This window comes from Marinactinospora thermotolerans DSM 45154, from assembly GCF_900167435.1.
GTDB lineage: Bacteria > Actinomycetota > Actinomycetes > Streptosporangiales > Streptosporangiaceae > Marinactinospora > Marinactinospora thermotolerans.
The window spans coordinates 539,313-561,480 of record NZ_FUWS01000001.1 but is presented as its reverse complement, the minus strand read 5'-3'; the positions used below and the strand labels follow the sequence as shown (position 1 = coordinate 561,480).

Sequence of the window (22,168 nt, the reverse complement as noted above, 5' to 3'; positions counted from 1 at the left end):
CCTGTGTGCTCGCCGTCGCGCGGTGGGCGCGGCGCCGCCCACGCGCGGCGGTGGTGGTCGCCCGTACGGGGACGGGGCCGCGGGGTGGCGGAGTGCAGCGAAAAAGTCCGCACCGCATCCTAGGATTCCTCCTGTGGTGAAGACACAGGCGACCCCCGAGCAGTCCGGTTCCCCCTCGGCGCGGAAGGAGGGGAGCGGTGTGCCACGGTTGTTGTTGCTCGACGGCCACTCCATGGCCTTCCGCGCCTTCTTCGCGCTGCCGGTGGACAAGTTCGCCACCAGCACGGGGCAGTCCACCAACGCCGTCTACGGCTTCACCTCGATGCTGATCAAGCTGTTGCGTGACGAGCGGCCCACCCACGTCGCGGTGGCCTGGGACCGTTCCGAGCCGACCTTCCGGCACGAGGTCTACGACGCCTACAAGGCGGGCCGCGCCGAGACCCCGCCGGAGTTCCCGGGCCAGGTGGCGCTGCTCCAGGAACTGCTCGGGCTGATGGGGGTGGCCAGTCTCTCGGTCGCCGGGTTCGAGGCCGACGACCTCATCGCCACGCTGGCGGTCGAGGGGGGCGCCAAGGGGATGGAGGTCCTGATCGCCTCCGGCGACCGCGACGCCTTCCAGCTCGTCACCGACACCTGCACGGTGCTGTACCCGGGCAAGAGCCTGTCGGACCTGACCCGCATGACGCCCTCGGCGGTCGAGACCAAGTACGGCGTCTCCCCGCAGCGCTACCGCGACCTCGCGGCGCTGGTCGGTGAGAAGTCCGACAACCTGCCGGGGGTGCCCGGGGTGGGCCCCAAGACCGCGGCCAAGTGGATCGCCAAGTACGGTTCGCTCGACGACCTCATCGCCCGCGCCGACGAGATCACCGGCAAGGCCGGGCAGAGCTTCCGGGACCATCTCGACGACGTTCTGCGCAACCAGCGGCTCAACGCCCTGTCCACCGACGTCGAGATCGGCGTGCCCGTCGAGGAGCTGACGATGGGCGCCTGGGACCGTCCGGGCATCAACACGCTGTTCGACACCCTGGAGTTCGCCGGCACGCTGCGCGAACGTCTCTTCTCCGTCCTCGGCGAGGAGGACGCGGCCGGCTCCGGGGAGGGCTCCCCGGCCTCCGACGAGGGCTTCGAGGTCGAGTTGGTCTCTCCGGTCGCGGGGGAGCTGGGGGCCTGGCTGGAGCGCCACGCCGGCCCCGACGGGCGATGCGGCCTGGCCGTCACGGGGTCCTGGGGGCGCGGCACCGGCGAGATCACCGGTCTGGCCATCGCCACGCCCGCGGGGACCGCCGTCCACGTCGATCCCGCCGGCCTGGACGCGGCCGACGAGTCCGCGCTCGCCGCGTGGCTGGCCGACCCCGACCGGACCAAGGCCGTGCACGACGCCAAGGGCCCCATGTTGGCCCTGGCCGCGCACGGCTGGGACCTCGCCGGTCTCACCGCCGACACCGCCCTGGCCGCCTACCTCGCGCTGCCCGGCCAGCGCAACGTCGGCCTGGGCGACCTGTGCCTGCGCTACCTCAACCGTGAACTGTCCCCCCAGGAGGAGGGCGGGCGGCAGCTCGCGCTGGACATCGACGGCGGGGGGGACGCGGCCGAGGCCCTGCGCCGGGACCTCGCGTTGCGCGCCCGGGCCACGCTGGAGCTCGCCGACGCCCTCGACGCCGACCTGGAGCGGCGTGGCGCCACCCGTCTGCTGCGCGAGGTGGAACTGCCGTTGGTGCGCGTGCTGGCGGCCATGGAGCGCACCGGGATCGCGGCCGACCGCGCCTATCTCGACGAACTCGAGGCCGAGTTCGCTGCGGCGGTGCGCCAGGCGGTCCAGGAGGCCCACCGCGTGGTGGGCCGCGAGTTCAACCTGGGGTCGCCCAAGCAGCTCCAGCAGATCCTGTTCACCGAGCTCGACCTGCCCAAGACCAAGCGGATCAAGACCGGCTACACCACCGACGCCGACGCGCTGGCCTGGCTGGCCACCCGCACCGACAACGAGCTGCCGGTCATCCTGCTGCGCCACCGCGACCAGACCAAGCTGCGCACCACGGTCGAGGGCCTGATCAAGACGATCGCCGACGACGGGCGCATCCACACCACCTTCAACCAGATGATCGCCGCCACGGGCCGGCTCAGCTCGACCGATCCCAACCTCCAGAACATCCCGGTGCGCACCGACGCCGGGCGGCGGATCCGCCGGGCCTTCGTCGTGGGCGAGGGCTATGAGCACCTGCTCACCGCCGACTACAGCCAGATCGAGCTGCGCATCATGGCGCACCTGTCGGGCGACGAGTCGCTGATCGAGGCGTTCGAGACCGGCCACGACTTCCACAGCGAGATCGCCGCCCGGGTCTTCGGGGTCCCGGCCGGTCAGGTCGGAGGCGAGGAGCGCGCCCGGATCAAGGCCATGAACTACGGTCTGGCCTACGGGCTGAGCGCCTTCGGGCTGTCCCAGCAGCTGGGGACCACCCCCGAGGAGGCCCGCCGCCTCATGGACGACTACTTCGCCCAGTTCGGCCGGGTCCGCGACTACCTGCACGAGGTGGTGGAGCAGGCCCGCCGCGCGGGCTACACCGAGACCATGCTGGGCCGGCGCCGCTACCTGCCCGACCTCACCAGCGACAACCGCCAGCGCCGGGAGATGGCCGAGCGGATGGCGCTCAACGCCCCGATCCAGGGGTCGGCCGCCGACATCATCAAGGTCGCGATGCTCGACGTCGACGCGGCGCTGCGCGAGGGGGGGTTCTCCTCCCGGCTGCTGCTGCAGGTCCACGACGAACTCGTCCTCGAGGTGGTCGCGGACGAACTCGACGCGGTGCGTAAATTGGTGTCGGAGAACATGGCGAACGCCTATGATCTGCGGGTGCCGCTGGCGGTCTCCGTCGGTGTCGGGCCCAACTGGCACGACGCCGCGCACTGACCCGGCGGCCCGGCCGATGCGACGGGGAGGCGAGGACGATGGCGGCCCGTGTCCGCGTGGTCGTGCCCGAGGAGGAGCTGAACTGGCGTTTCTCCCGGTCCAGCGGGCCGGGAGGACAGCACGTCAACACCTCGGCCACCCGGGTCTCGCTCTCCCTGGACCTCACCTCGACGACCGCGCTCTCCCCGACCCAGCGTGAACGCGCGCTGGAGCGGTTGGCCGGCCGGCTCGTGGACGGGGTGGTGACGGTCACGGTGCAGGACTCCCGCTCACAGGCGCGCAATCGCGAGCTCGCGGTCGCGCGCCTGGCGGAGCTGTTGGGCGAGGCGGCCGCTCCGCCCGCGCGTCCGCGACGCGGCACCCGCCCCTCGCGTGCCGCCAAGGAGCGTCGGCTCGACGCCAAACGCCGTCGTTCTCAGGTGAAACGGTCCCGTTCGCGGCGATTCGACGACTGAATCGTCTGCCCTGTCCAGCTTCCTGTGATAAAGAGTGAGGCTGGGAGAACCGTAAAATGTGACGATAAAGACATAGACCTGTTTAGGGGACGCGCTTCCGATTGACCAGGGCGCTCTCGTCTCATATTCTGGCCGGAGCGTTGTGGATTCGCATGCGCTACTCGTCCCCGGGGGACGCTCCGGATGGGCTGGCTTGCTCGCCCCTCCGGTACGGCTCCCGGAAACGGTGGCGCGGCGGTCGGTCGGTGGTCGAGGCCGATGGAGATAGGGCGCCCAGGCGCCGTTGACCCGCCGTTCGGTCGTGGTGCCGAGCCGAGCCGTTGCGGATCCAGGACGTCAACGAACTTTCAATCCATGTCCGTATCCGGAGTCCACCCACACATGACGAGCAGCACCGAGGCCACCTCGACACCGAAGGTAGCGGTCAACGACATCGGGTCCGAGGAAGCCTTCCTCGCGGCGATCGACGAGACCATCAAGTACTTCAACGACGGTGACATTGTCGAAGGCACCATCGTGAAGGTCGATCGAGACGAGGTCTTGCTCGACATCGGTTACAAGACCGAGGGCGTCATCCCCTCGCGTGAGCTGTCGATCAAGCACGACGTCGACCCCAGCGAGGTCGTGGCCGTCGGCGACCACGTCGAGGCCCTTGTCCTCCAGAAGGAGGACAAGGAAGGCCGCCTGATCCTCTCCAAGAAGCGCGCCCAGTACGAGCGCGCCTGGGGCACGATCGAGAAGATCAAGGAAGAGGACGGCGTCGTCACCGGCACCGTCATCGAGGTCGTCAAGGGTGGTCTCATCCTCGACATCGGCCTGCGCGGCTTCCTGCCGGCTTCCCTGGTCGAGATGCGTCGCGTGCGTGACCTCCAGCCCTACGTGGGCCGCGAGCTCGAGGCCAAGATCATCGAGCTGGACAAGAACCGCAACAACGTGGTCCTGTCCCGTCGCGCCTGGCTGGAGCAGACCCAGTCCGAGGTCCGCCAGACCTTCCTCAACACCCTTCAGAAGGGTCAGATCCGCAAGGGCGTCGTCTCTTCGATCGTCAACTTCGGCGCGTTCGTCGACCTCGGCGGCGTCGACGGTCTGGTGCACGTCTCCGAGCTGTCCTGGAAGCACATCGACCACCCGAGCGAGGTCGTCGAGGTCGGCCAGGAGGTCACGGTCGAGGTCCTCGACGTCGACATGGAGCGCGAGCGCGTCTCCCTGTCGCTCAAGGCGACCCAGGAAGACCCGTGGCAGCAGTTCGCCCGCACCCACCAGATCGGACAGGTCGTCCCGGGTAAGGTCACCAAGCTGGTGCCGTTCGGTGCGTTCGTCCGCGTCGAGGAGGGCATCGAGGGCCTGGTCCACATCTCCGAGCTGGCCGAGCGCCACGTCGAGATCCCCGAGCAGGTCGTCCAGGTCGGCACCGAGATCTTCGTCAAGATCATCGACATCGACCTCGACCGTCGCCGGATCAGCCTGTCCCTCAAGCAGGCCAACGAGAGCGTCGCCCCGGACCAGACCGAGTTCGACCCGACGCTGTACGGCATGGCCGCCGAGTACGACGAGCAGGGGAACTACAAGTACCCCGAGGGCTTCGACCCCGAGACCGGCGACTGGATGGAGGGCTTCGAGGCCCAGCGCGACGAGTGGGAGCGCCAGTACGCCCAGGCGCAGGCCCGCTTCGAGGCGCACCGCAAGCAGGTCGAGGAGGCCCGCGCGGCCGAGGCCGAGGCCGAGGCCGGCGTCCCGTCGCAGTACGAGAGCGAGGCGGACACCTCCGGCTCCTCCACCAGCTCCTCCTCCGGTGGCGCCCTCGCCTCCGACGAGGCGCTGGCCGCGCTGCGCGAGAAGCTGGCCGGCGGCAGCGACAGCTGATCACGTTCCCGGACTCCGGGATCGCGAATCACCGAGGGCCGCTCCCCGTACGGGGAGCGGCCCTCCGCTATGGTCGGGACCGATCGGGCGGTGCGGACCGCCCGCCCCTTCGAGGAGCCGGCATGAGCCTCCCGACCGACATCGCCCCCGATATCACCATCGGCCCGGCCGAAGCCGAGGACGTGGGGGAGATCTGGACGCTCCAGCTCGCCGCCTACGTCTTCGAGGCGCAGGCGTGCGGCGATCCCTGTATCCCCCCGCTCACCGAGACCGTCCCCCAGATCCGCTCCGCCATGGACCAGGGGGCGCTGCTGCTCAAGGCGACCCGGGGCGGCCGGATCGTCGGCGCCGCGCGCGGCAGGTCCGCCGGCCGCACCTTCCTCATCGGCAGGCTCGCGGTGGCCCCCGACCAACGCCGCCGCGGGCTGGGGCGGACCCTGGCCGGCGCCATCGAGCGGTACGCGCTGGAGCGCCACCCCGGCCTGTCGGCCTTCGCCCTGACCACGACCCACACCGGTGACGCGGGGCTGCGCCTGTACCGCGGGCTGGGATACCAGGAGACGACGCGTGAGCGCATCGCCGGGCACCTGACGATGGTGCATCTCCGCAAGGAGGTCCCCGGGCGGGTTCCCATCGCCGGCACCCCGTAGGCTCGGCCCATGCTGCGCGTGGGACTCACCGGGGGAATCGGCTCGGGTAAGAGCGAGGTGGCGCGACGCCTCGCCGAGCGTGGTGCCGTCGTCATCGACGCGGACCGGATCGCCCGGGAGGTCGTCGAACCCGGTACCGACGGGCTGGCCGAGGTCGTGGCCGAGTTCGGGGAGGGGGTGCTCACCCCCGAGGGCCGCCTGGACCGGCCCCGTCTCGGCGAGATCGTCTTCGCCGACGAGGACAGGCTCGCCCGCCTCAACGCGATCGTGCACCCCAGGGTCGCCGCGCGCACCGAGGAGCTCATGGCGGCCGCTCCACGGGACGCGGTCGTCGTCTACGACGTGCCCCTCCTGGTGGAGAACGGGCTGGCCGACCTCTACGACGTGGTGGTCGTCGTGGATGCCCCGGTGGAGACCCGGATCGAGCGGGTCGTCACCAACCGCGGCATGCCCGAGGAACAGGCGCGCGCCCGGGTACGGGCCCAGGCCTCTCGCGAGCAGCGTCTGGCAGTCGCCGACCTGGTGATTGACAACTCCGGCGGCGTCGCCGAGCTGGAGGAGCGTGTCGCCCGCGTCTGGGAGGAGCTGCGGCGCCGGGCCGAGACCTGATCGGGCGCGGGGCGCCCTCGCGTAGGACCGCCGGCGCTCTCCGCCCTTCCGCGCCGACCGTCGGACAGCCCACCACGCCGTTCACGCGAACGCCGCCACCGCCCAGCGGGGACAGGAGGCGGGACAGCGGGCCGCGTGACCGTGGGCCGCCCCCAGCGGGTTCCGCGCGTGGGAGCGGGGCCGGTCGTGGTGGCGCCGGACCCGGACCACCGGGAGGAAGACGGGGACGGGCGTGGCCCTTCGTCGGGGCCGGGCGAGAGAGCCGCGGCGAACCGACGGGAGGAAATCCGACATGTCATCATGGCGGCCGTGTCCTCCTCACCCCCGTCCCCTCCGCTTCCCGATCCCTCCCCCACAACGGGGGAGGGGCGCCCCGCCCGGCCGTCGGGGTGGCGCCGGTTCGGCGTGCTCGACCTGGTCCGCCTCGGCCTGTTGGTCCTGGGGCTGCTGTTCGTGCTGACCGGCGTGCTGCCGACCGCCGTCGCCGTCGACAGCGTCGCCCGGGTCTCCCCCCTGCTGCTGTTCCTGACGGCCGTCATCGTCCTGGCGGAACTGGCGAGACGCGACGGGCTCTTCGACGTGATCGCCACCCGCGTCGCGATCCTCGGCCGGGGGAACTACGCGCTGCTGTTCGCCCTGTGCCTGGCCTTCGCGTCGCTGACCACCGCCCTGTTCAACCTGGACACCACCGCGGTGCTGCTCACCCCCGTTCTGCTGGCCCTGGCGGCCAGGGCCGGGATCGCCGCGCTGCCGTTGGCGATGACGACCGTGTGGACGGCCAACACCGCGAGCCTGCTGCTTCCGGTGTCCAATCTGACCAACCTGCTCGCCATGGACCGCGCCGGCCTGTCCACCCACGAGTTCGCGGCGCGGATGTGGGCGCCGCAACTCGCGGCGATCGCGGTGACGGCGCTGTTCCTGTGGTTCGGCTACTGGCGACGTGGCGCGCGCGGCGCGCGGCGTTACGAGGTTCCATCCCCGACCCCGGTGGGGGACCGGCCGCTGTTGTGGGCCGCGGCGACGGCCTGCCTGCTGTTCGCGGTGGGGGTGCTGGCGGGTGCCCCCGTCGAGCTCGTCGCGACGGTCGCAGCGGCGTTGCTCGTCGTGGCGCACGTCCTGCGCGACCGCGCGGCCCTGACTTCGACCCTGATCCCCTGGAGGCTCCTGGTCTTTGTGACCGGGCTCTTCCTCGTCGTCCCGGCGCTCAACGAGCTCGGGCTGGCCGCGCTCCTGGCGCCGTTCGCGGGCGAGGGGGCCGGGTCGGCCCTGCGCGTCGCCGCGGTGGGGGCCGCGCTGGGCAACCTGGTCAACAACCTGCCGGCCTACACCGCCGTGGAGGCGGTGCTTCCGGCGGGGGAGCCGGGCCTGGTGCTGGCGCTGCTGATCGGCACCAACGTCGGTGTCCTGGTGACGCCGTGGGCGTCGCTGGCGACCCTGCTGTGGCTGGAGTCGTGCCGCAGGCACGGGGTGCGGATCGCGCCGGTGAGGTTCGCGCTCCTGGGCGGGGGGCTCGCGGTGGTGGCGACGGGGGCGGCCGTGGCCGCGCTGCCGGCGGGCGGTTGATCCCGGGCGGCGGGGAATCGGTACGCGCCGGGCCGTGTTGTCACCACCCGGCTATACGGTGGGAACGAGGCCGGGAATCCGAGTCAGGGGGAGTTGAGGCGACGTGCGTCCGGTGAGCGACATCCAGCGCAAGGTGGCGCCCTTCCAGGTGGTCTCGGAGATGACCCCGGCGGGCGACCAGCCCGCGGCCATCGCCGAGCTGTCCCGCAGGGTCCAGGCCGGCGACACCGACACCGTCCTGCTGGGGGCGACCGGTACCGGTAAGACCGCGACGGTGGCCTGGCTCGTGGAACAGGTGCAGCGTCCCACCCTGGTGATGCAGCCGAACAAGACGCTGGCCGCCCAGTTCGCCAACGAGCTCCGGGAGATGCTGCCCAACAACGCGGTCGAGTACTTCGTCTCCTACTACGACTACTACCAGCCCGAGGCCTACGTCCCGCAGACCGACACCTACATCGAGAAGGACTCCTCGATCAACGAGGAGGTGGAGCGGCTGCGCCACTCGGCGACGAACTCGCTGCTGACCCGGCGCGACACGATCGTGGTGGCCTCGGTGTCGTGCATCTACGGCCTGGGCACCCCGCAGGAGTACGTCGACCGGATGACCACGCTCAAGGTCGGCATGGAGATCGACCGCGACCAGTTGCTGCGCAAGCTCGTCGAGATGCAGTACGCCCGCAACGACGTGGCCTTCACCCGCGGCACCTTCCGGGTCCGGGGCGACACCATCGAGATCATCCCGGTCTACGAGGAGCTCGCGGTGCGGATCGAGATGTTCGGCGATGAGATCGAGCGTCTCATGACGCTGCACCCGCTCACCGGTGAGGTCCTGGGCGAGGACGACGAGTACTACATCTTCCCGGCCTCGCACTATGTCGCCGGCCCCGAGCGGATGGAACGCGCCATCGCCGCGATCGAGGCCGAGCTCGCCGGACGCCTGGCCGAGCTGGAGCGGGACGGCAAGCTCCTGGAGGCGCAGCGGCTGCGCATGCGCACCACCTACGACATCGAGATGATGCGCCAGGTCGGCACCTGCTCGGGGATCGAGAACTACTCGCGGCACTTCGACGACCGCGAGCCCGGCAGCCCGCCGAACACGCTGCTGGACTACTTCCCCGAGGACTTCCTCCTCGTCGTCGACGAGTCGCACGTGACCGTCCCCCAGATCGGCGGCATGTACGAGGGCGACGCCTCCCGCAAGCGCACGCTCGTCGACCACGGTTTCCGGCTGCCCTCCGCGCTGGACAACCGGCCGCTGAAATGGGACGAGTTCGTCGAGCGCATCGGCCAGACCGTCTACCTCTCCGCCACCCCCGGCCCCTACGAGCTGGGGCGCAGCGGGGGCGACGTCGTCGAACAGGTCATCCGCCCCACCGGGTTGGTCGACCCCGAGGTCAAGGTCAAGCCCACCGAGGGGCAGATCGACGACCTGGTGCACGAGATCCGCGAGCGCGCCGAGCGCGACGAGCGGGTGCTGGTCACCACGCTGACCAAGAAGATGGCCGAGGATCTCACCGACTACCTCACCGACCTGGGGATCCGGGTGCGCTACCTGCACAGCGAGGTCGACACCCTGCGCCGGGTGGAGCTGCTGCGCGAGCTGCGCATCGGCGAGTACGACGTGCTGGTCGGCATCAACCTGTTGCGCGAGGGCCTGGACCTGCCCGAGGTGTCGCTGGTGGCGATCCTGGACGCCGACAAGGAGGGCTTCCTGCGCTCGGAGACCTCGCTGATCCAGACGATCGGCCGGGCCGCGCGCAATGTCGCCGGTCAGGTGCACATGTACGCCGACCAGGTGACCGAGTCGATGCGCAGGGCGATCGATGAGACCAACCGGCGCCGGGCCAAGCAGCTCGCCTACAACGCCGAGCACGGGATCGACCCGCAGCCGTTGCGGAAGAAGATCGCCGACATCCTCGACTCGCTGGCGCGCGAGGACGCCGACACCGCGTCGCTGATCGGGGGGCGCCAGGAGCGGGCCGGCCGCGCACCGGTGCCCGTCCTGGGCGCAGAGGGCCAGACCAGGGACGTCTCGGCGCTGCCGCGCAACGAGCTGGCCGATCTCATCGACCAGCTCAGCGCCCAGATGCACCAGGCGGCGGCCGACCTCCAGTTCGAGGTGGCGGCACGGCTGCGCGACGAGGTCAAGGAGCTCAAGCGCGAGCTGCGCGGGATGGACGCGGCCGGCGTCTCCTGAGGCGCGGCAGGGCCGCCGCGCCGCCGGGGTGTGGCGGGCGGCGCGGGGGCGTGTTCCCGCGGGGTGAGCGGGTTGTGGCCGCCCTGGGGGAACCCTTCGGGCCGCTGTCACGTCCTAGAGGGCGGAGCACCGGTGGCTGCACCGGTGGGGACGAAGGGGAGAGTGCAACATGCGGCGCCGGATCGCGACGGTGGTGGGTGCGACGGCCCTCCTGGCCCTGTTCGGGGCTGGGTGTGGGGTGTCGGTGTCGGAGGAGGGCGTCTCGGTCTCCGGGGAGAACGGCGAGGTCACGCTCCGGGAGGACGGGGTCTCGGTCTCCGGTGACGAGGGTGGCGGCGTGTCGGTGGGCGAGGAGGGTGGTCTGTCGGTGAGCGACGGCCAGACCCTGACGATCGCCTCCGACGGCCAGAACACCACCGAGGACTGCGCGGGACGCGACGTGAGCGTCGTGGCCAGTGGGGCCGTGGTCACGCTCAACGGCCAGTGCGGGTCGGTGTCGGTCACCGGCAACGAGAACGAGGTCCACGTGGGCACCGCCGACTCCGTGCGCATGACCGGGGCGGAGAACACCGTCCACTACGCCTCGGGCGAGCCCGAGGTGACGAACACGGGAATCAACAACACCGCCGCTCAGGGGGGTGACGCGACTCCCTGAGTCCGGGGGCGTCCGTTCGACCGGCGGCCCGGGGGAGCCCCTCCGGGCCGCCGGTTCGTCATGAGGCCGGAGGCCCATCCGGGTTCCCGCAGAAGAAATTGCACGGCGACAATTTCAAAACAAAGTCGGAAAGTTCGAGGTTTGTCTCTACGATCGACGGGCCGAGGCGGTAGCGTCTCCTGTCGTATCCGAGAAGCGACGGACCGTGATCGACACGGAAGTGCCGGTAGCGTAGCGCCGGCGTGTGACCGCCAGGGGCGCGTGTGCGGTCAGGGAGGGATAGATGAGTGGTTATGTCGCGCGCGTGCGACATGACGATCCGCCCGACGGCAGTGCGGAGTTCGATCTGCTGGTGGGATCGGTCGCCAAGCGCTGGTCGGCAGTCGACCCGTTGCTACCGAGGCCGTCCCTGCCACGGCTGACGACCTATCCGCTGTTGACGGTCAGCGACGAGGAAGGGCGCCCGGTCGCCACCGGGACGATGCGCTATTCGTGGTATCAGCCCGGCGAGGTGGGGCGCACCTGGGGCATGCCCGACCAGCACTGGCTGACTCCGGTCGTGGGTGGTCCCGACCCCGAGGGGGCCCTCGACTCGCTGCTGACGAGTTGGCGCGATCAGCTGGAGGAGCTTCCCAGCGGGACGGGGTCGGAGTCGGCCGCGCTCCTGTCCTGGCCGGCCCGGGACATCTGCGGGGTGCGCCCGTTGCAGCGCCACGGGCTCCAGCCGTTCACGGTGCTCGCCGTACGCCAGCGGCGCAGGGGCGTGCCGCCCTCGCTGCCGCCGCGCGACGTGACGATCCGGCTCGCGGACTTCCACGACCTGGCCGCCGTGGTCGGCCTGCTCATGGAGGAGCACCGCTACGGCGAGCACTTCGGCGGTGTCTTCATCCAGCCGGAGACCGCGGAGCAGACCCGCCGCGTGGTGGCGCGGGCGCTGAGCCGGCCGCCGTCGTGGATCTGGCTGGCCGAACGGCGGGGACGTCCGGTCGGGCTGGTGTGGGTGTCGCCGCCCGAGCGCGCTCGCTGGGTGGCGCCGTTGGTGTCGACCGGACCCGCGGCCTACGTCGGCTACGGGGTGGTGGCCGACGAGGAGCGCGGCCAGGGGATCGGCACCGCGCTGGTGGACCAGGCGCACCAGGCGTTGGACACCCACGGCGTCGGGGCCACCCTGCTCAACTACGCGGTGATGAACCCCCTGTCGGGTCCGTTCTGGAGCCGTATGGGGTACCGCCCGCTGTGGACCACCTGGGAGGTCCGTCCAGCGCTCGCGCTGCGCTGAGAGCGGGCCGGGAGCGGTCGGGCGGGGCGTCACAGCACCCAATCCGGATCTACGCCGTAAAAGTGGAGTGGATGATAACCATTCCATGAACCTCGCACAGCGGACCAGCGGCGATTCATCCTGACATCACCGCCACACCGAGGCCCCTCTGGCGGTCGACCCGACCCGCGGGTTACCGTCGGCGCGTGCTCCGCCCCGGAGCGTCGTGGCACGGGGTCAGGGTGAGACGGAGGTAACCGAGGTGAAACGCAGGACCTACCGATTGGGCGCTCTCGCGGGGGCGTTCGCGCTCGTGACCACGACCATGGCCACACCGGCGACGGCCGGTCCCCTCAGCCCTCCCGACCGTGACCCGGTCGCGGTGGGACGGGGCGGCGCCGTGGTCACCGTCGACCCCGACGCCACGAGCGCCGGCATGGAGATGCTGCGCTCGGGCGGCAACGCCGTTGACGCGGCGATCGCCGCCGCCGCCGCGCTGGGGGTCACCGAGCCCTACTCCGCCGGATTCGGGGGCGGTGGCTACTTCGTCTACTACGAGGCCGCCACCGGGCGCGTCCACACGCTGGACGGCCGTGAGACCGCTCCCGCGGCCATGGGGGAGGACGCCTTCCTTGAGGACGGCGCCCCCATCCCCTTCGCCGAGGCGGTCACCTCCGGGCTGTCCGTCGGTGTTCCGGGGACGCCGGCCACCTGGGAGCACGCCCTGGACGAGTGGGGACGCAAGAGACCGGCGACGGTGCTGCGGCCGGCCATCGAACTCGCCGAGGAGGGGTTCGTCGTCGACGAGACCTTCCGCTCCCAGACCCGCGACAACGCCGAGCGGTTCGCGGACTTCCCCGCGACGGCGGAGCTGTTCCTCCCCGGCGGCGCCCCGCCCGAGGTGGGGACCGTGCTGCGCAATCCCGACCTCGCCGACACCTACCGGGCGTTCGCCCGTGAGGGGGCCGCGGTCCTGGAGGGCGACATCGGCGCCGACATCGTCGCCACCGTCACCGACCCGCCGGTGGCGCCCGATGCCACGCGCGAGGTGCGAGCGGGACTCATGACCACCGACGACCTGGCGGCCTACGAGCTGGTCGAGCGCGCGCCGACCCACGTCGACTACCGCGGGCTCGACGTCTACGGGATGCCGCCGTCCTCCTCCGGGGGGTCCACGGTCGGCGAGGCGCTGAACATCCTCTCCACCTTCGACCCCGCGGAACTGTCGCAGGAGGAGATCCGGCACGTCACGCTGGAGGCGAGCAAGCTCGCCTACGCCGACCGCAACGTCCACATCGGCGACCCCGACCACGTCGACGTCCCCCTGGAGCGGCTGCTGTCTCCGGAGTACGCCGCGCAGCGCGCCTGCCACATCGATACCGCCTCCGTCCTGGCCGCGCCCGTCGCCCCCGGCGACCTGGACGCCGGCGCCGGATGCGCCGAGGAGGGCGCGCCCGCGGCGGAGAACCGTGAGGGACCCTCGACCACCCACCTGGTCACCGCCGACCGTTGGGGCAACGTCGTCTCCTACACCCTCACCATCGAACAGACCGGGGGCAGCGCCATCACGGTGCCCGGGCGCGGCTTCATCCTCAACAACGAGCTGACCGACTTCGACTTCCAGGTCTCGGCCAGCGGCGCGGGGGCGGCGAACCTGCCCGGTCCCGGCAAACGTCCGCGTTCCAGCATGGCGCCCACCATCGTGCTGCGAGACGGCGAACCGTGGCTGGCCCTGGGCAGCCCCGGGGGCGCCACGATCATCACCACGGTGCTACAGGTGCTCGTCGACCGGGTCGACGCGGGCCGATCGCTTCCCGAGGCGGTGGCCGCGCCCCGGCTGTCGCAGCGCAACGCCGAGCGCGTCCAGGCCGAACCCGCCTTCTTCGGCACCCCCGACGAGAAGGCGCTGAGCGAACTGGGGCATCTGTTCTCCCAGACCGCGGAGATCGGGGCCGTGGCGGCGCTGGAGTACCTGCCCGACGGGCGGATCCAGGCCGTCGCCGAACCCGAGCGGCGCGGTGGCGGGGACGCCCAGGTCCTGCGCCCCTCCTGGCGCTGACCAGGGCCGCGGCCCCCTCCGGTAGGGGAGGGGGCCGCGGCCGAGGGCGCGCCGGGGATGATGGGACCTGGTAGAGACGAACGGAGGGCGCCATGGAGACCGCACGGGTGGAGATCGTCGAGGTCGGGCCGCGAGACGGCCTCCAAAACGAGGAGGCGGTCCTGTCGGTGGCCGACAAGGTCGAGTTGATCGGCCGGGCCGTCGCCGCGGGGATCCGCCGCATCGAGGCGGTGAGCTTCGTCAACCCCCGTAGGGTTCCGCAGATGGCGGGAGCCGAGGAGGTCATGGCCTCGGTCCCCCGCGAGAACGGCGTCTCCTACATCGGCCTGGTCCTCAACCGCAAGGGGCTGGACCGCGCCCTGACGTCGGGGGTGGACGAGATCAACGTCGCGGTCCCGGCCACCGACGGATTCTGCCTGCGCAACCAGGGCTGCACGGTCGAGGAGATGCTCGCCGTCTGCGACGACATCGCCGCGGCCGCGGAAACGGCCGGCCTGCCGCTCAGCGTGACGATCTCCACGGCCTTCGGCTGTCCCTTCGACGGCGAGACCCCGCCGGAGCGGGTGGCCGAGATCGCGCGGCGGGCCGCGCGGGCCGGCGCGGTGGAGATCGCCATCGCCGACACGATCGGCGTGGGCGTTCCCCGTCAGGTCGCCGACCTGGTCGCCAGGGTGCGCGACGTGGCGGAGGGGGCCCGGTTGCGCTGCCACTTCCACAACACCCGCAACACCGGTTACGCCAACGCGCTGGCAGCCTACGAGCAGGGGGTGAGCGTTTTGGACTCCAGCGTCGGGGGGTTCGGCGGTTGCCCGTTCGCTCCGGCCGCGACCGGCAACATCGCGACCGAGGACCTGCTCTACCTGCTGCACCGCAGCGGAGTGCGGAGCGGGGTGGACGAGCGCGAGATCGCCGCGACCGGGACCTGGCTGGGGACGCTGCTGGGCAAGGAGCCCCCGGCGCTGCTGGGCAGGGCGGGCGGGTTCCCCGCCTCCTGACCGCGGGGGCGCGCCGGCGCGGAATTCCCGGGGCGGCTATGGTGTTGGCAGGGGCGAGACCGTGTGGTAGGGGCGCTCGGCCGCGCCCCTTCGGTCGGACCGTGCCCGGGGTGAGCGGCGCTCACACAGGTGGGGCGCTGTTATCCTGGTGGCCCGTGGGTCCGCGGTGGCCGCACAGGCCGAGCCTCCGCCGCCGCAGGACACCGCACGGTCGCCTGGCGCATTCGGGCGATCCGTAGCCATTCGACCACGGGAGCATCACTTTGGCATCCGCCGCGAGCACCAAACACCTCTTCGTCACCGGCGGCGTCGCCTCCAGTCTCGGTAAGGGCCTCACCGCCTCCAGCCTCGGGCGGCTGTTGAAGTCCCGCGGCCTGCGGGTCACCATGCAGAAGCTGGACCCCTACCTCAATGTCGACCCTGGAACGATGAACCCGTTCCAGCACGGAGAGGTGTTCGTCACCGACGACGGCGCCGAGACCGACCTCGACATCGGTCACTACGAGCGTTTCCTCGACACCGAGCTTTCGGGGTCGGCCAACGTCACCACCGGCCAGGTCTACTCCAGCGTGATCGCCAAGGAGCGGCAGGGCGCCTACCTCGGCGACACCGTCCAGGTGATCCCGCACATCACCAACGAGATCAAGGCGCGCATCTACGCGATGGAGGACGCCGACGTCGACCTGGTCATCACCGAGATCGGCGGAACGGTCGGCGACATCGAGTCGCAGCCCTTCCTGGAGGCGGTGCGCCAGATCCGCCACGAGATCGGGCGGGACAACTGCTTCTTCCTGCACGTGTCGCTGCTGCCCTACCTCGGCCCCTCCGGCGAGCTCAAGACCAAGCCGACCCAGCACTCCGTCGCGGCGCTGCGCAGCATCGGTATCCAGCCCGACGCGATCGTGTGCCGTTCGGACCGGCCGATCACGCAGAGCCTGAAGAACAAGATCAGCCTGATGTGCGACGTGGACCAGGGCGGTGTGGTCTCCACGCCCGACGCGCCGTCCATCTACGACATCCCCAAGGTGCTGCACCGCGAGGGCCTGGACGCCTACGTCGTGCGGCGGCTGGGGCTGGCCTTCCGGGACGTCGACTGGACCGAGTGGGACGACCTGCTGCGCCGCGTCCACCAGCCCGAGCACGAGGTCACCATCGCCCTGGTGGGCAAGTACATCGACCTTCCCGACGCCTACCTGTCGGTCACCGAGGCGCTGCGCGCCGGCGGCTTCGCGAAGGACACCCGGGTCAACATCCGCTGGGTGGCCAGCGACAACTGCGCCAGCCCCGAGGGGGCGGCGGCCGAGTTGGCCGACGTCGACGGCGTGCTGATCCCCGGAGGGTTCGGCGTGCGCGGCATCGAGGGCAAGCTCGGCGCGATCCGCTACGCCCGCGAGCACAAGCTCCCGCTCCTGGGCATCTGCCTGGGGCTGCAGTGCATGGTCATCGAGTACGCCCGCAACGTCGTGGGCCTGGAGGGCGCCAACAGCGCCGAGTTCGACGACAAGGCCAAGCACGCGGTGATCGCGACGATGGCCGACCAGACCGACGTCGTCGCGGGCGAGCGCGACATGGGCGGCACCATGCGACTGGGCATGTACCCGGCCCGGCTCCTTGAGGGGTCCCAGGTGCGCGACCTCTACGAGGCCGCCGAGGTGTCGGAGCGCCACCGGCACCGCTACGAGGTCAACAACGCCTACCGGTCCCGGCTGGAGGAGGCCGGCCTGGTCTTCTCGGGGCTGTCGCCCGACGGCCACCTGGTGGAGTACGTCGAACTGCCCCGCGAGGAGCACCCCTTCTTCGTCGCCACCCAGGCCCACCCCGAACTCCGCTCCCGGCCCACCCGCCCGCACCCGCTGTTCGCCGGGCTGATCTCGGCCGCGCTGGAGCGGTCCGGTAGCCAGCGGTGAGCGGGGATCGGGAGGTGGCCGAATGGTCGGAGGAGATCGCCGACAGGCCGCAGACCTGGGAGGTCCGTGACAGCGTCGAGCGGTACCGCGGCGCCAAGGCGGGGATGCGCACCGACTGGGTGGTGATGCCGGGTGAGAACGGTTCCGAGACGGTCGCCCGCGACTACCTGGACCACCCCGGCGCCGTCGTCGTGCTGGCGATGGACGACAAGGGGCGGGTGCTCCTGCTGCGTCAGTACCGTCACCCCGTCGGCCACTACCTGTGGGAGCTTCCCGCGGGCCTGCGCGACATGGACGGCGAGTCCCCGCTGCGCACTGCGCAGCGGGAGCTGCTGGAGGAGACCGGGCACCGGGCCGAGGCGTGGTACGAGCTGGCCGAGGTGTTCCCCTCAACGGGGTTCTCCAACGAGAAGATCGTCGTCTACCTGGCCCGGGAGATCAGCGAGGTCCCCCCGAGCGAGATCGATTTCGTGCGGGTGCACGAAGAGGCGGACATGCCGCTGGCCTGGGTGCCGCTGGAGGAGGCGGTGCGGGCCGTGCTGGAGGGCCGGTTGCACAACGCCGCCACGGTGGTGGGCATCCTCGCCGCGCACGCCGCCGCGCGCGAGGGGTTCGCGGCACTGCGTCCCGCTCGCGACTAGGAGCGACGAAAGGGGCCGGTGGGGACGGGGTCCCGTCCCCACCGGCCCCTTCGGCGTCGAATGCGGTGATTCGGGGCTGGATCGCCGTGTTCGCGGTTGGATCTTCCTGTTATGTGGCATCATCTCCCCGAAACCAGGTGAGGGGGCAGCCACGACGGTCACGCGTGTGGAAGAGGACGGTGCGGAGCCGGCGCCCGCGCTGACCTCGGCCGTGCGCGGTTACCTCGACCACCTCACGGTCGAGCGGGGTCTGGCCTCCAACACGCTCACCTCCTACCGGCGCGACCTACGGCGCTACCTGGCGTTCTTGGACGCTCGCGGTCTCACCGACCTCGCCGAGGTCACCGAGGGGGACGTCACGGCCTTCCTACGGGAACTCCGCGAGGGGGACGGGACCCGCCCCCCGCTGGGGGTCGCCTCGGCGGGACGGGCCGTGGTCGCCGTGCGCGGCCTGCACCGTTTCGCGATGCGCGAGGGGCTCACCCCCGACGATCCGGCGAGCGCCGTACGGCCGCCCGCCCCGGCCCGGCGGCTGCCCAAGGCGATCTCGCTGGACCAGGTCGAGACGCTGCTGGCCGCCGTGGACTCCGCCGAGGACCCGCGGGGAATGCGTGATCACGCCCTGCTGGAGCTGCTCTACGGCACCGGGGCGCGCATCTCCGAGGCGGTGGGGCTCGACGTCGACGACATCGACCGGGTCCCCGCCGGCGATCCCGCGGAGGGGGGCGGCGAGGTCGACGTGGTGCGCTTCCGCGGCAAGGGGGGAAGGGAACGCCTGGTCCCGATCGGCCGGTTCGCCCGCCACGCCATCGACACCTACCTGGTCCGGGCCCGGCCGGTACTGGCCGCCTCGGGCCGCGGCACGCCCGCCCTGTTCCTCAACGCGCGCGGCGGGCGGCTCACCCGGCAGGGGGCGTGGTCGGTGCTGCGGGCCGCCGCGGAACGCGCGGGGATCGGCGCGGTCTCGCCCCACACGCTCCGCCACTCCTTCGCCACCCATCTGCTCGACGGCGGAGCCGACGTCCGTGTCGTCCAGGAGCTCCTCGGCCACGCTTCGGTCACCACGACCCAGGTCTACACCCTGGTCACCGTCGACCGGTTGCGCGAGGTCTATGCGTCCAGCCATCCTCGATCCGGCGCCAGGGCATAGGCGAATCCGGACGTGACGGCATGAAACGGTCGGCTCGGGGCGTCCGGCACCACAGAGAGTGTCACGTTGATTCGGCCATGACGACGTTCTAGAGTCGCCGCACGACGGTTCGAAGCTGTCGACATATTGAGTTTTTCCGGCGGACGGTCAACCGGTTCGGGTGAATCGGCCGGTCATGGTCGGTCCGTAGGGAGGTCAAGGGTTGTGAGCTGGTCAGGAAACGACGGCGCGGGAGCGGTTGCGACCGCCTCCGGCGCAGAAGGCGTGACGGCCGGACCGGTGGGCAACCCACGGGGGGAAACACGCACCACGGGGGCGGCACTGACCATCAACAGACCGAAACCGGAGTTCCCGGAGCCGGCACCGTTGGACGACCACGGCCCGGCCAGGGTCGTCGCACTCTGTAACCAGAAAGGCGGGGTCGGAAAGACCACCACGACCATCAATCTCGGCGCGGCGCTGGCGGAGTTCGGCCGCCGGGTGCTCCTCGTCGACTTCGATCCCCAGGGCGCGCTGTCGGTCGGCCTTGGCAGACTCGATCCGCGTGAACTCGACCTGACCGTCTACAACCTGCTCATGCAGCGTGACGTCACGGTCGAGGAGGTGCTGCTGAAGACCAACGTCGACGGTCTCGACCTGATCCCGAGCAACATCGACCTGTCGGCGGCCGAGGTCCAGCTCGTCGGCGAGGTGGCCCGCGAACAGATGCTGGCCCGCGCCCTGGCGCCGGTCATGGACGACTACGACGTCGTGCTCATCGACTGCCAGCCGTCGCTCGGCCTGCTCACGGTCAACGCCCTCACCGCCGCGCACGGTGTCATCGTGCCGTTGGAGTGCGAGTTCTTCGCGCTGCGCGGGGTGGCGTTGCTCATGGACACCATCCAAAAGGTCCAGGAACGGCTCAACGACCGGCTGGTCATCGACGGCTTCCTCGGCACCATGTACGACCCGCGCACGTTGCACGCGCGCGAGGTGTTGTCCACGATCGTCGACGGATTCGGCGACAAGGTCTACAGCACCGTCATCAACCGGACCATCCGCTTTCCCGACGCCAGTGTCGCGGGCGAGCCGATCACCCGCTTCGACTCCTCGTCCGCGGGCGCCAACGCCTATCGGGAACTGGCCAAGGAGGTGCTGGCCAGATGGCCTCTCAACGGTCACGGAGGGTAAACCTCCCGGGTGCGGCCGAACTGTTCTTCCGGCCCACCAGCGTGGAGCCCGGGCCGGGGACCCAGCCTCCGGCCGAGGCGCCGCCGGCCGTGCCCGAGCCGGCTCCGGCCGGTGACGCGCGCGCCGAGACACCGGCCAAACGGTCCCGCAAGCCCCGGGCCCAACGGGCCCGCGCTCCACAGCCCAGCGGACGTCAGCGCCACGACGAGAAGATCACGGTCTACATCTCCCGTCCCGAGCTGCTCGCCCTTGAGCAGACCAGACTGACGCTGCGCGCCAACTACGGGATCACGGCCGACCGGGGCCGCATCGTCCGCGAGGCGGTGGCCGTGCTCCTCGCCGACTTCGAGGAACACGGCGAGACCAGCCGGCTGGTCCAGCGACTGACCGACGACTGAGCGAGGACGGAACGGCGGTGGCACCGGTTCACCGGTGCCACCCTAGAGACATGACCGCATCTCGACCGCCCCGTACCGCATGACCGCGGAGGAGGCGAGCAACGGCGGTGGCTTCCAGGTCCACCTCGACAACTTCGAAGGCCCCTTCGACCTGCTCCTGGGGTTGATCTCCAAACACAAGCTGGACATCACCGAAGTCTCGTTGTCGAAGGTCACCGACGAGTTCATCGCCTACATCAAGGCCCACGGGGACAGCTGGGACCTCGACCAGGCGAGCCACTTCCTGCTGGTCGCGGCCACGCTGCTGGACCTCAAGGCGGCGCGGCTGCTGCCCCGTGGGGAGATCGAGGACGAGGGCGACCTCGCGCTGCTGGAGGCCCGTGACCTGCTCTTCGCGCGGTTGCTCCAGTACCGCGCCTACAAGGAGGTGGCGGCGATCTTCGCCGGCCGTCTCACCACCCAGGGACGCCGTTTCCCCCGCGCGGTCCCCCTGGAGCCGCGCTTCGCGCAATCGCGTCCCGACGTGTTCATCAAGCTGGGGCCACAGGAGTTCGCCGCGCTGGCCGCGCGCGCCCTCACCCCGAAGGAACCGCCGAGCGTTCCCGTCACCCACATCCACCAGACCAAGACGTCGGTCCGTGAGCAGGGTGTGCTGGTGGTCGAGGCGCTGCGCGCGGCCGGCACGCTGACCTTCGCCGAGCTCACGGCGGACTGCGTCGGGACCTTCGAGGTCGTCGCGCGCTTCCTGGCCCTGCTGGAGCTGTACCGGGCCGCCAACGTCGGTTTCGACCAGCCCGAACCGCTCGGGGAGTTGCGGGTCACCTGGACCGGTGACGCCGAAGGCGACGTGACGGTCGCCGACGAATACGGGCGCACCGCCCCGTCGGAGCGAGACGAGAAGGAGGAGTGAACGTGGGGGAGGCCACGGCCACGGTCCCACCGGCAGGTGAGGAGGGCCGGGCGCGCCTACGGCGCGACCTGGAGGCGGTCTTGATGGTGGTGGACCAGCCGGTCGCCGTCTATGACCTGGCCCGCGCCTTCGACCTTCCGGTCGAGGAGGTCGAGGCGACGTTGGAGGAGTTGTCGAGGGAATACACCGCGCAGGGGCGTGGTTTCGACCTGAGGCAGGTCGCGGAGGGATGGCGCTTCTACACCCGGCCCGAGTGCGCCGACGTGGTCGAGCACTTCCTGAGGGACGGCCACGAGGTCCGGCTCACCCAGGCGGCGCTCGAGACGCTGGCCGTGGTCGCCTACCGGCAACCGGTGTCGCGTGGCCGTGTTTCGGCCGTGCGCGGTGTGAACTGTGACGGTGTTATGCGTACCCTCGTACTGAGAGGGTTGATCGAAGAAGCCGGACACGACCCGGAATCGGGTGCGCTGCTCTACCGCACCACGACCTACTTCCTGGAGCGCCTGGGCCTACGCGGCCTTGACGAACTCCCCGATCTCGCCCCATTCCTGCCCGACGACATCGAAGGTCTCGACGACACCGGTGAATACACCACGTAATGACAGGTCCCGCGACGCGCGGGACGCCCGAGGTCCGCGCGGTGAGCGCGACCGTTCCACCCCGCGCGGTGAGCGCGGCGACTCCAGTTTCGACGCCCGCCGCCGCGACGGCGACCGTCGTGGTTCTTATGGCCGGGATCGCGATGAGCGTGGTTCCTTCCGGGACCGTGATGATCGTCGTGGT

18 protein-coding genes are annotated in these 22,168 nt (G+C 70.9%); all 18 read left to right on the top strand.

Annotation, left to right across the window (positions count from 1 at the left end; translation table 11 throughout):
• Positions 1–133 precede the first annotated feature (133 nt).
• The 18 genes from polA to scpB all read left to right on the top strand — a co-directional run bounded on the left by polA (position 134) and on the right by scpB (position 21,984).
• A complete protein-coding gene (gene polA / locus B5D66_RS02365) occupies positions 134–2,905 on the top strand; it encodes a DNA polymerase I (protein ID WP_078759875.1) in 2,772 nt (923 codons plus the stop codon).
• Positions 2,906–2,943: 38 nt separating this feature from the next.
• On the top strand, positions 2,944–3,360 hold the full coding sequence (gene arfB / locus B5D66_RS02360) for an alternative ribosome rescue aminoacyl-tRNA hydrolase ArfB (protein WP_078759874.1): 417 nt from the start codon (positions 2,944–2,946) through the stop codon (positions 3,358–3,360).
• Positions 3,361–3,741: 381 nt separating this feature from the next.
• The gene (gene rpsA, locus B5D66_RS02355) at positions 3,742–5,223 is read left to right on the top strand and encodes a 30S ribosomal protein S1 (protein ID WP_078759873.1); all 1,482 of its coding nucleotides are present in this window, start codon (positions 3,742–3,744) and stop codon (positions 5,221–5,223) included.
• Between the two features lie 122 nt (positions 5,224–5,345).
• Positions 5,346–5,873, top strand: coding sequence for a GNAT family N-acetyltransferase (locus tag B5D66_RS02350; protein WP_078759872.1), 528 nt, complete (start codon positions 5,346–5,348; stop codon positions 5,871–5,873).
• Between the two features lie 9 nt (positions 5,874–5,882).
• Positions 5,883–6,482 carry a dephospho-CoA kinase gene (gene coaE / locus B5D66_RS02345; RefSeq protein WP_200813481.1) on the top strand — a complete coding sequence of 200 codons (600 nt, stop codon included), beginning with the start codon at positions 5,883–5,885 and terminating at the stop codon, positions 6,480–6,482.
• A gap of 309 nt (positions 6,483–6,791) precedes the next feature.
• A complete protein-coding gene (locus B5D66_RS02340; protein ID WP_235000655.1) occupies positions 6,792–8,045 on the top strand; it encodes an ArsB/NhaD family transporter in 1,254 nt (417 codons plus the stop codon).
• A 103-nt stretch (positions 8,046–8,148) separates the two neighbouring features.
• Positions 8,149–10,242, top strand: coding sequence for an excinuclease ABC subunit UvrB (uvrB, locus tag B5D66_RS02335; RefSeq protein WP_078759870.1), 2,094 nt, complete (start codon positions 8,149–8,151; stop codon positions 10,240–10,242).
• Between the two features lie 169 nt (positions 10,243–10,411).
• On the top strand, positions 10,412–10,897 hold the full coding sequence (locus tag B5D66_RS02330) for a DUF3060 domain-containing protein (RefSeq protein ID WP_078759869.1): 486 nt from the start codon (positions 10,412–10,414) through the stop codon (positions 10,895–10,897).
• Positions 10,898–11,180: 283 nt separating this feature from the next.
• Positions 11,181–12,176 (top strand): GNAT family N-acetyltransferase, encoded by a 996-nt coding sequence (locus tag B5D66_RS02325; protein WP_078759868.1) that lies wholly within the window; start codon positions 11,181–11,183, stop codon positions 12,174–12,176.
• A 241-nt stretch (positions 12,177–12,417) separates the two neighbouring features.
• Positions 12,418–14,214 carry a gamma-glutamyltransferase gene (ggt, locus tag B5D66_RS02320; RefSeq protein ID WP_235000654.1) on the top strand — a complete coding sequence of 599 codons (1,797 nt, stop codon included), beginning with the start codon at positions 12,418–12,420 and terminating at the stop codon, positions 14,212–14,214.
• Positions 14,215–14,306: 92 nt separating this feature from the next.
• Entirely contained in the window at positions 14,307–15,209 is a 903-nt protein-coding gene (locus tag B5D66_RS02315) for a hydroxymethylglutaryl-CoA lyase (protein WP_078759867.1), read from the top strand.
• A gap of 263 nt (positions 15,210–15,472) precedes the next feature.
• Complete coding sequence (locus tag B5D66_RS02310; RefSeq protein ID WP_078759866.1) at positions 15,473–17,116, top strand: CTP synthase; 1,644 nt, start codon at positions 15,473–15,475, stop codon at positions 17,114–17,116.
• Positions 17,113–17,757, top strand: a complete 645-nt coding sequence (locus B5D66_RS02305; protein ID WP_235000652.1) for an NUDIX domain-containing protein — start codon at positions 17,113–17,115, stop codon at positions 17,755–17,757. Before B5D66_RS02310 ends, B5D66_RS02305 begins: the two co-directional genes overlap by 4 nt.
• A gap of 166 nt (positions 17,758–17,923) precedes the next feature.
• Positions 17,924–18,907 carry a site-specific tyrosine recombinase XerD gene (locus tag B5D66_RS02300; RefSeq protein WP_078759865.1) on the top strand — a complete coding sequence of 328 codons (984 nt, stop codon included), beginning with the start codon at positions 17,924–17,926 and terminating at the stop codon, positions 18,905–18,907.
• A gap of 204 nt (positions 18,908–19,111) precedes the next feature.
• Complete coding sequence (locus tag B5D66_RS02295; RefSeq protein ID WP_078759864.1) at positions 19,112–20,077, top strand: ParA family protein; 966 nt, start codon at positions 19,112–19,114, stop codon at positions 20,075–20,077.
• Positions 20,050–20,475, top strand: a complete 426-nt coding sequence (locus B5D66_RS02290) for a hypothetical protein (protein ID WP_078759863.1) — start codon at positions 20,050–20,052, stop codon at positions 20,473–20,475. The genes B5D66_RS02295 and B5D66_RS02290 overlap by 28 nt, the downstream gene beginning before the upstream one ends.
• A 79-nt stretch (positions 20,476–20,554) precedes the next feature.
• Positions 20,555–21,385: a segregation and condensation protein A gene (locus B5D66_RS02285; protein WP_078759862.1), complete on the top strand. Its 831-nt coding sequence runs from the start codon at positions 20,555–20,557 to the stop codon at positions 21,383–21,385.
• Positions 21,382–21,984: an SMC-Scp complex subunit ScpB gene (scpB, locus tag B5D66_RS02280; protein WP_078759861.1), complete on the top strand. Its 603-nt coding sequence runs from the start codon at positions 21,382–21,384 to the stop codon at positions 21,982–21,984. Before B5D66_RS02285 ends, scpB begins: the two co-directional genes overlap by 4 nt.
• Positions 21,985–22,168: the final 184 nt, after the last annotated feature.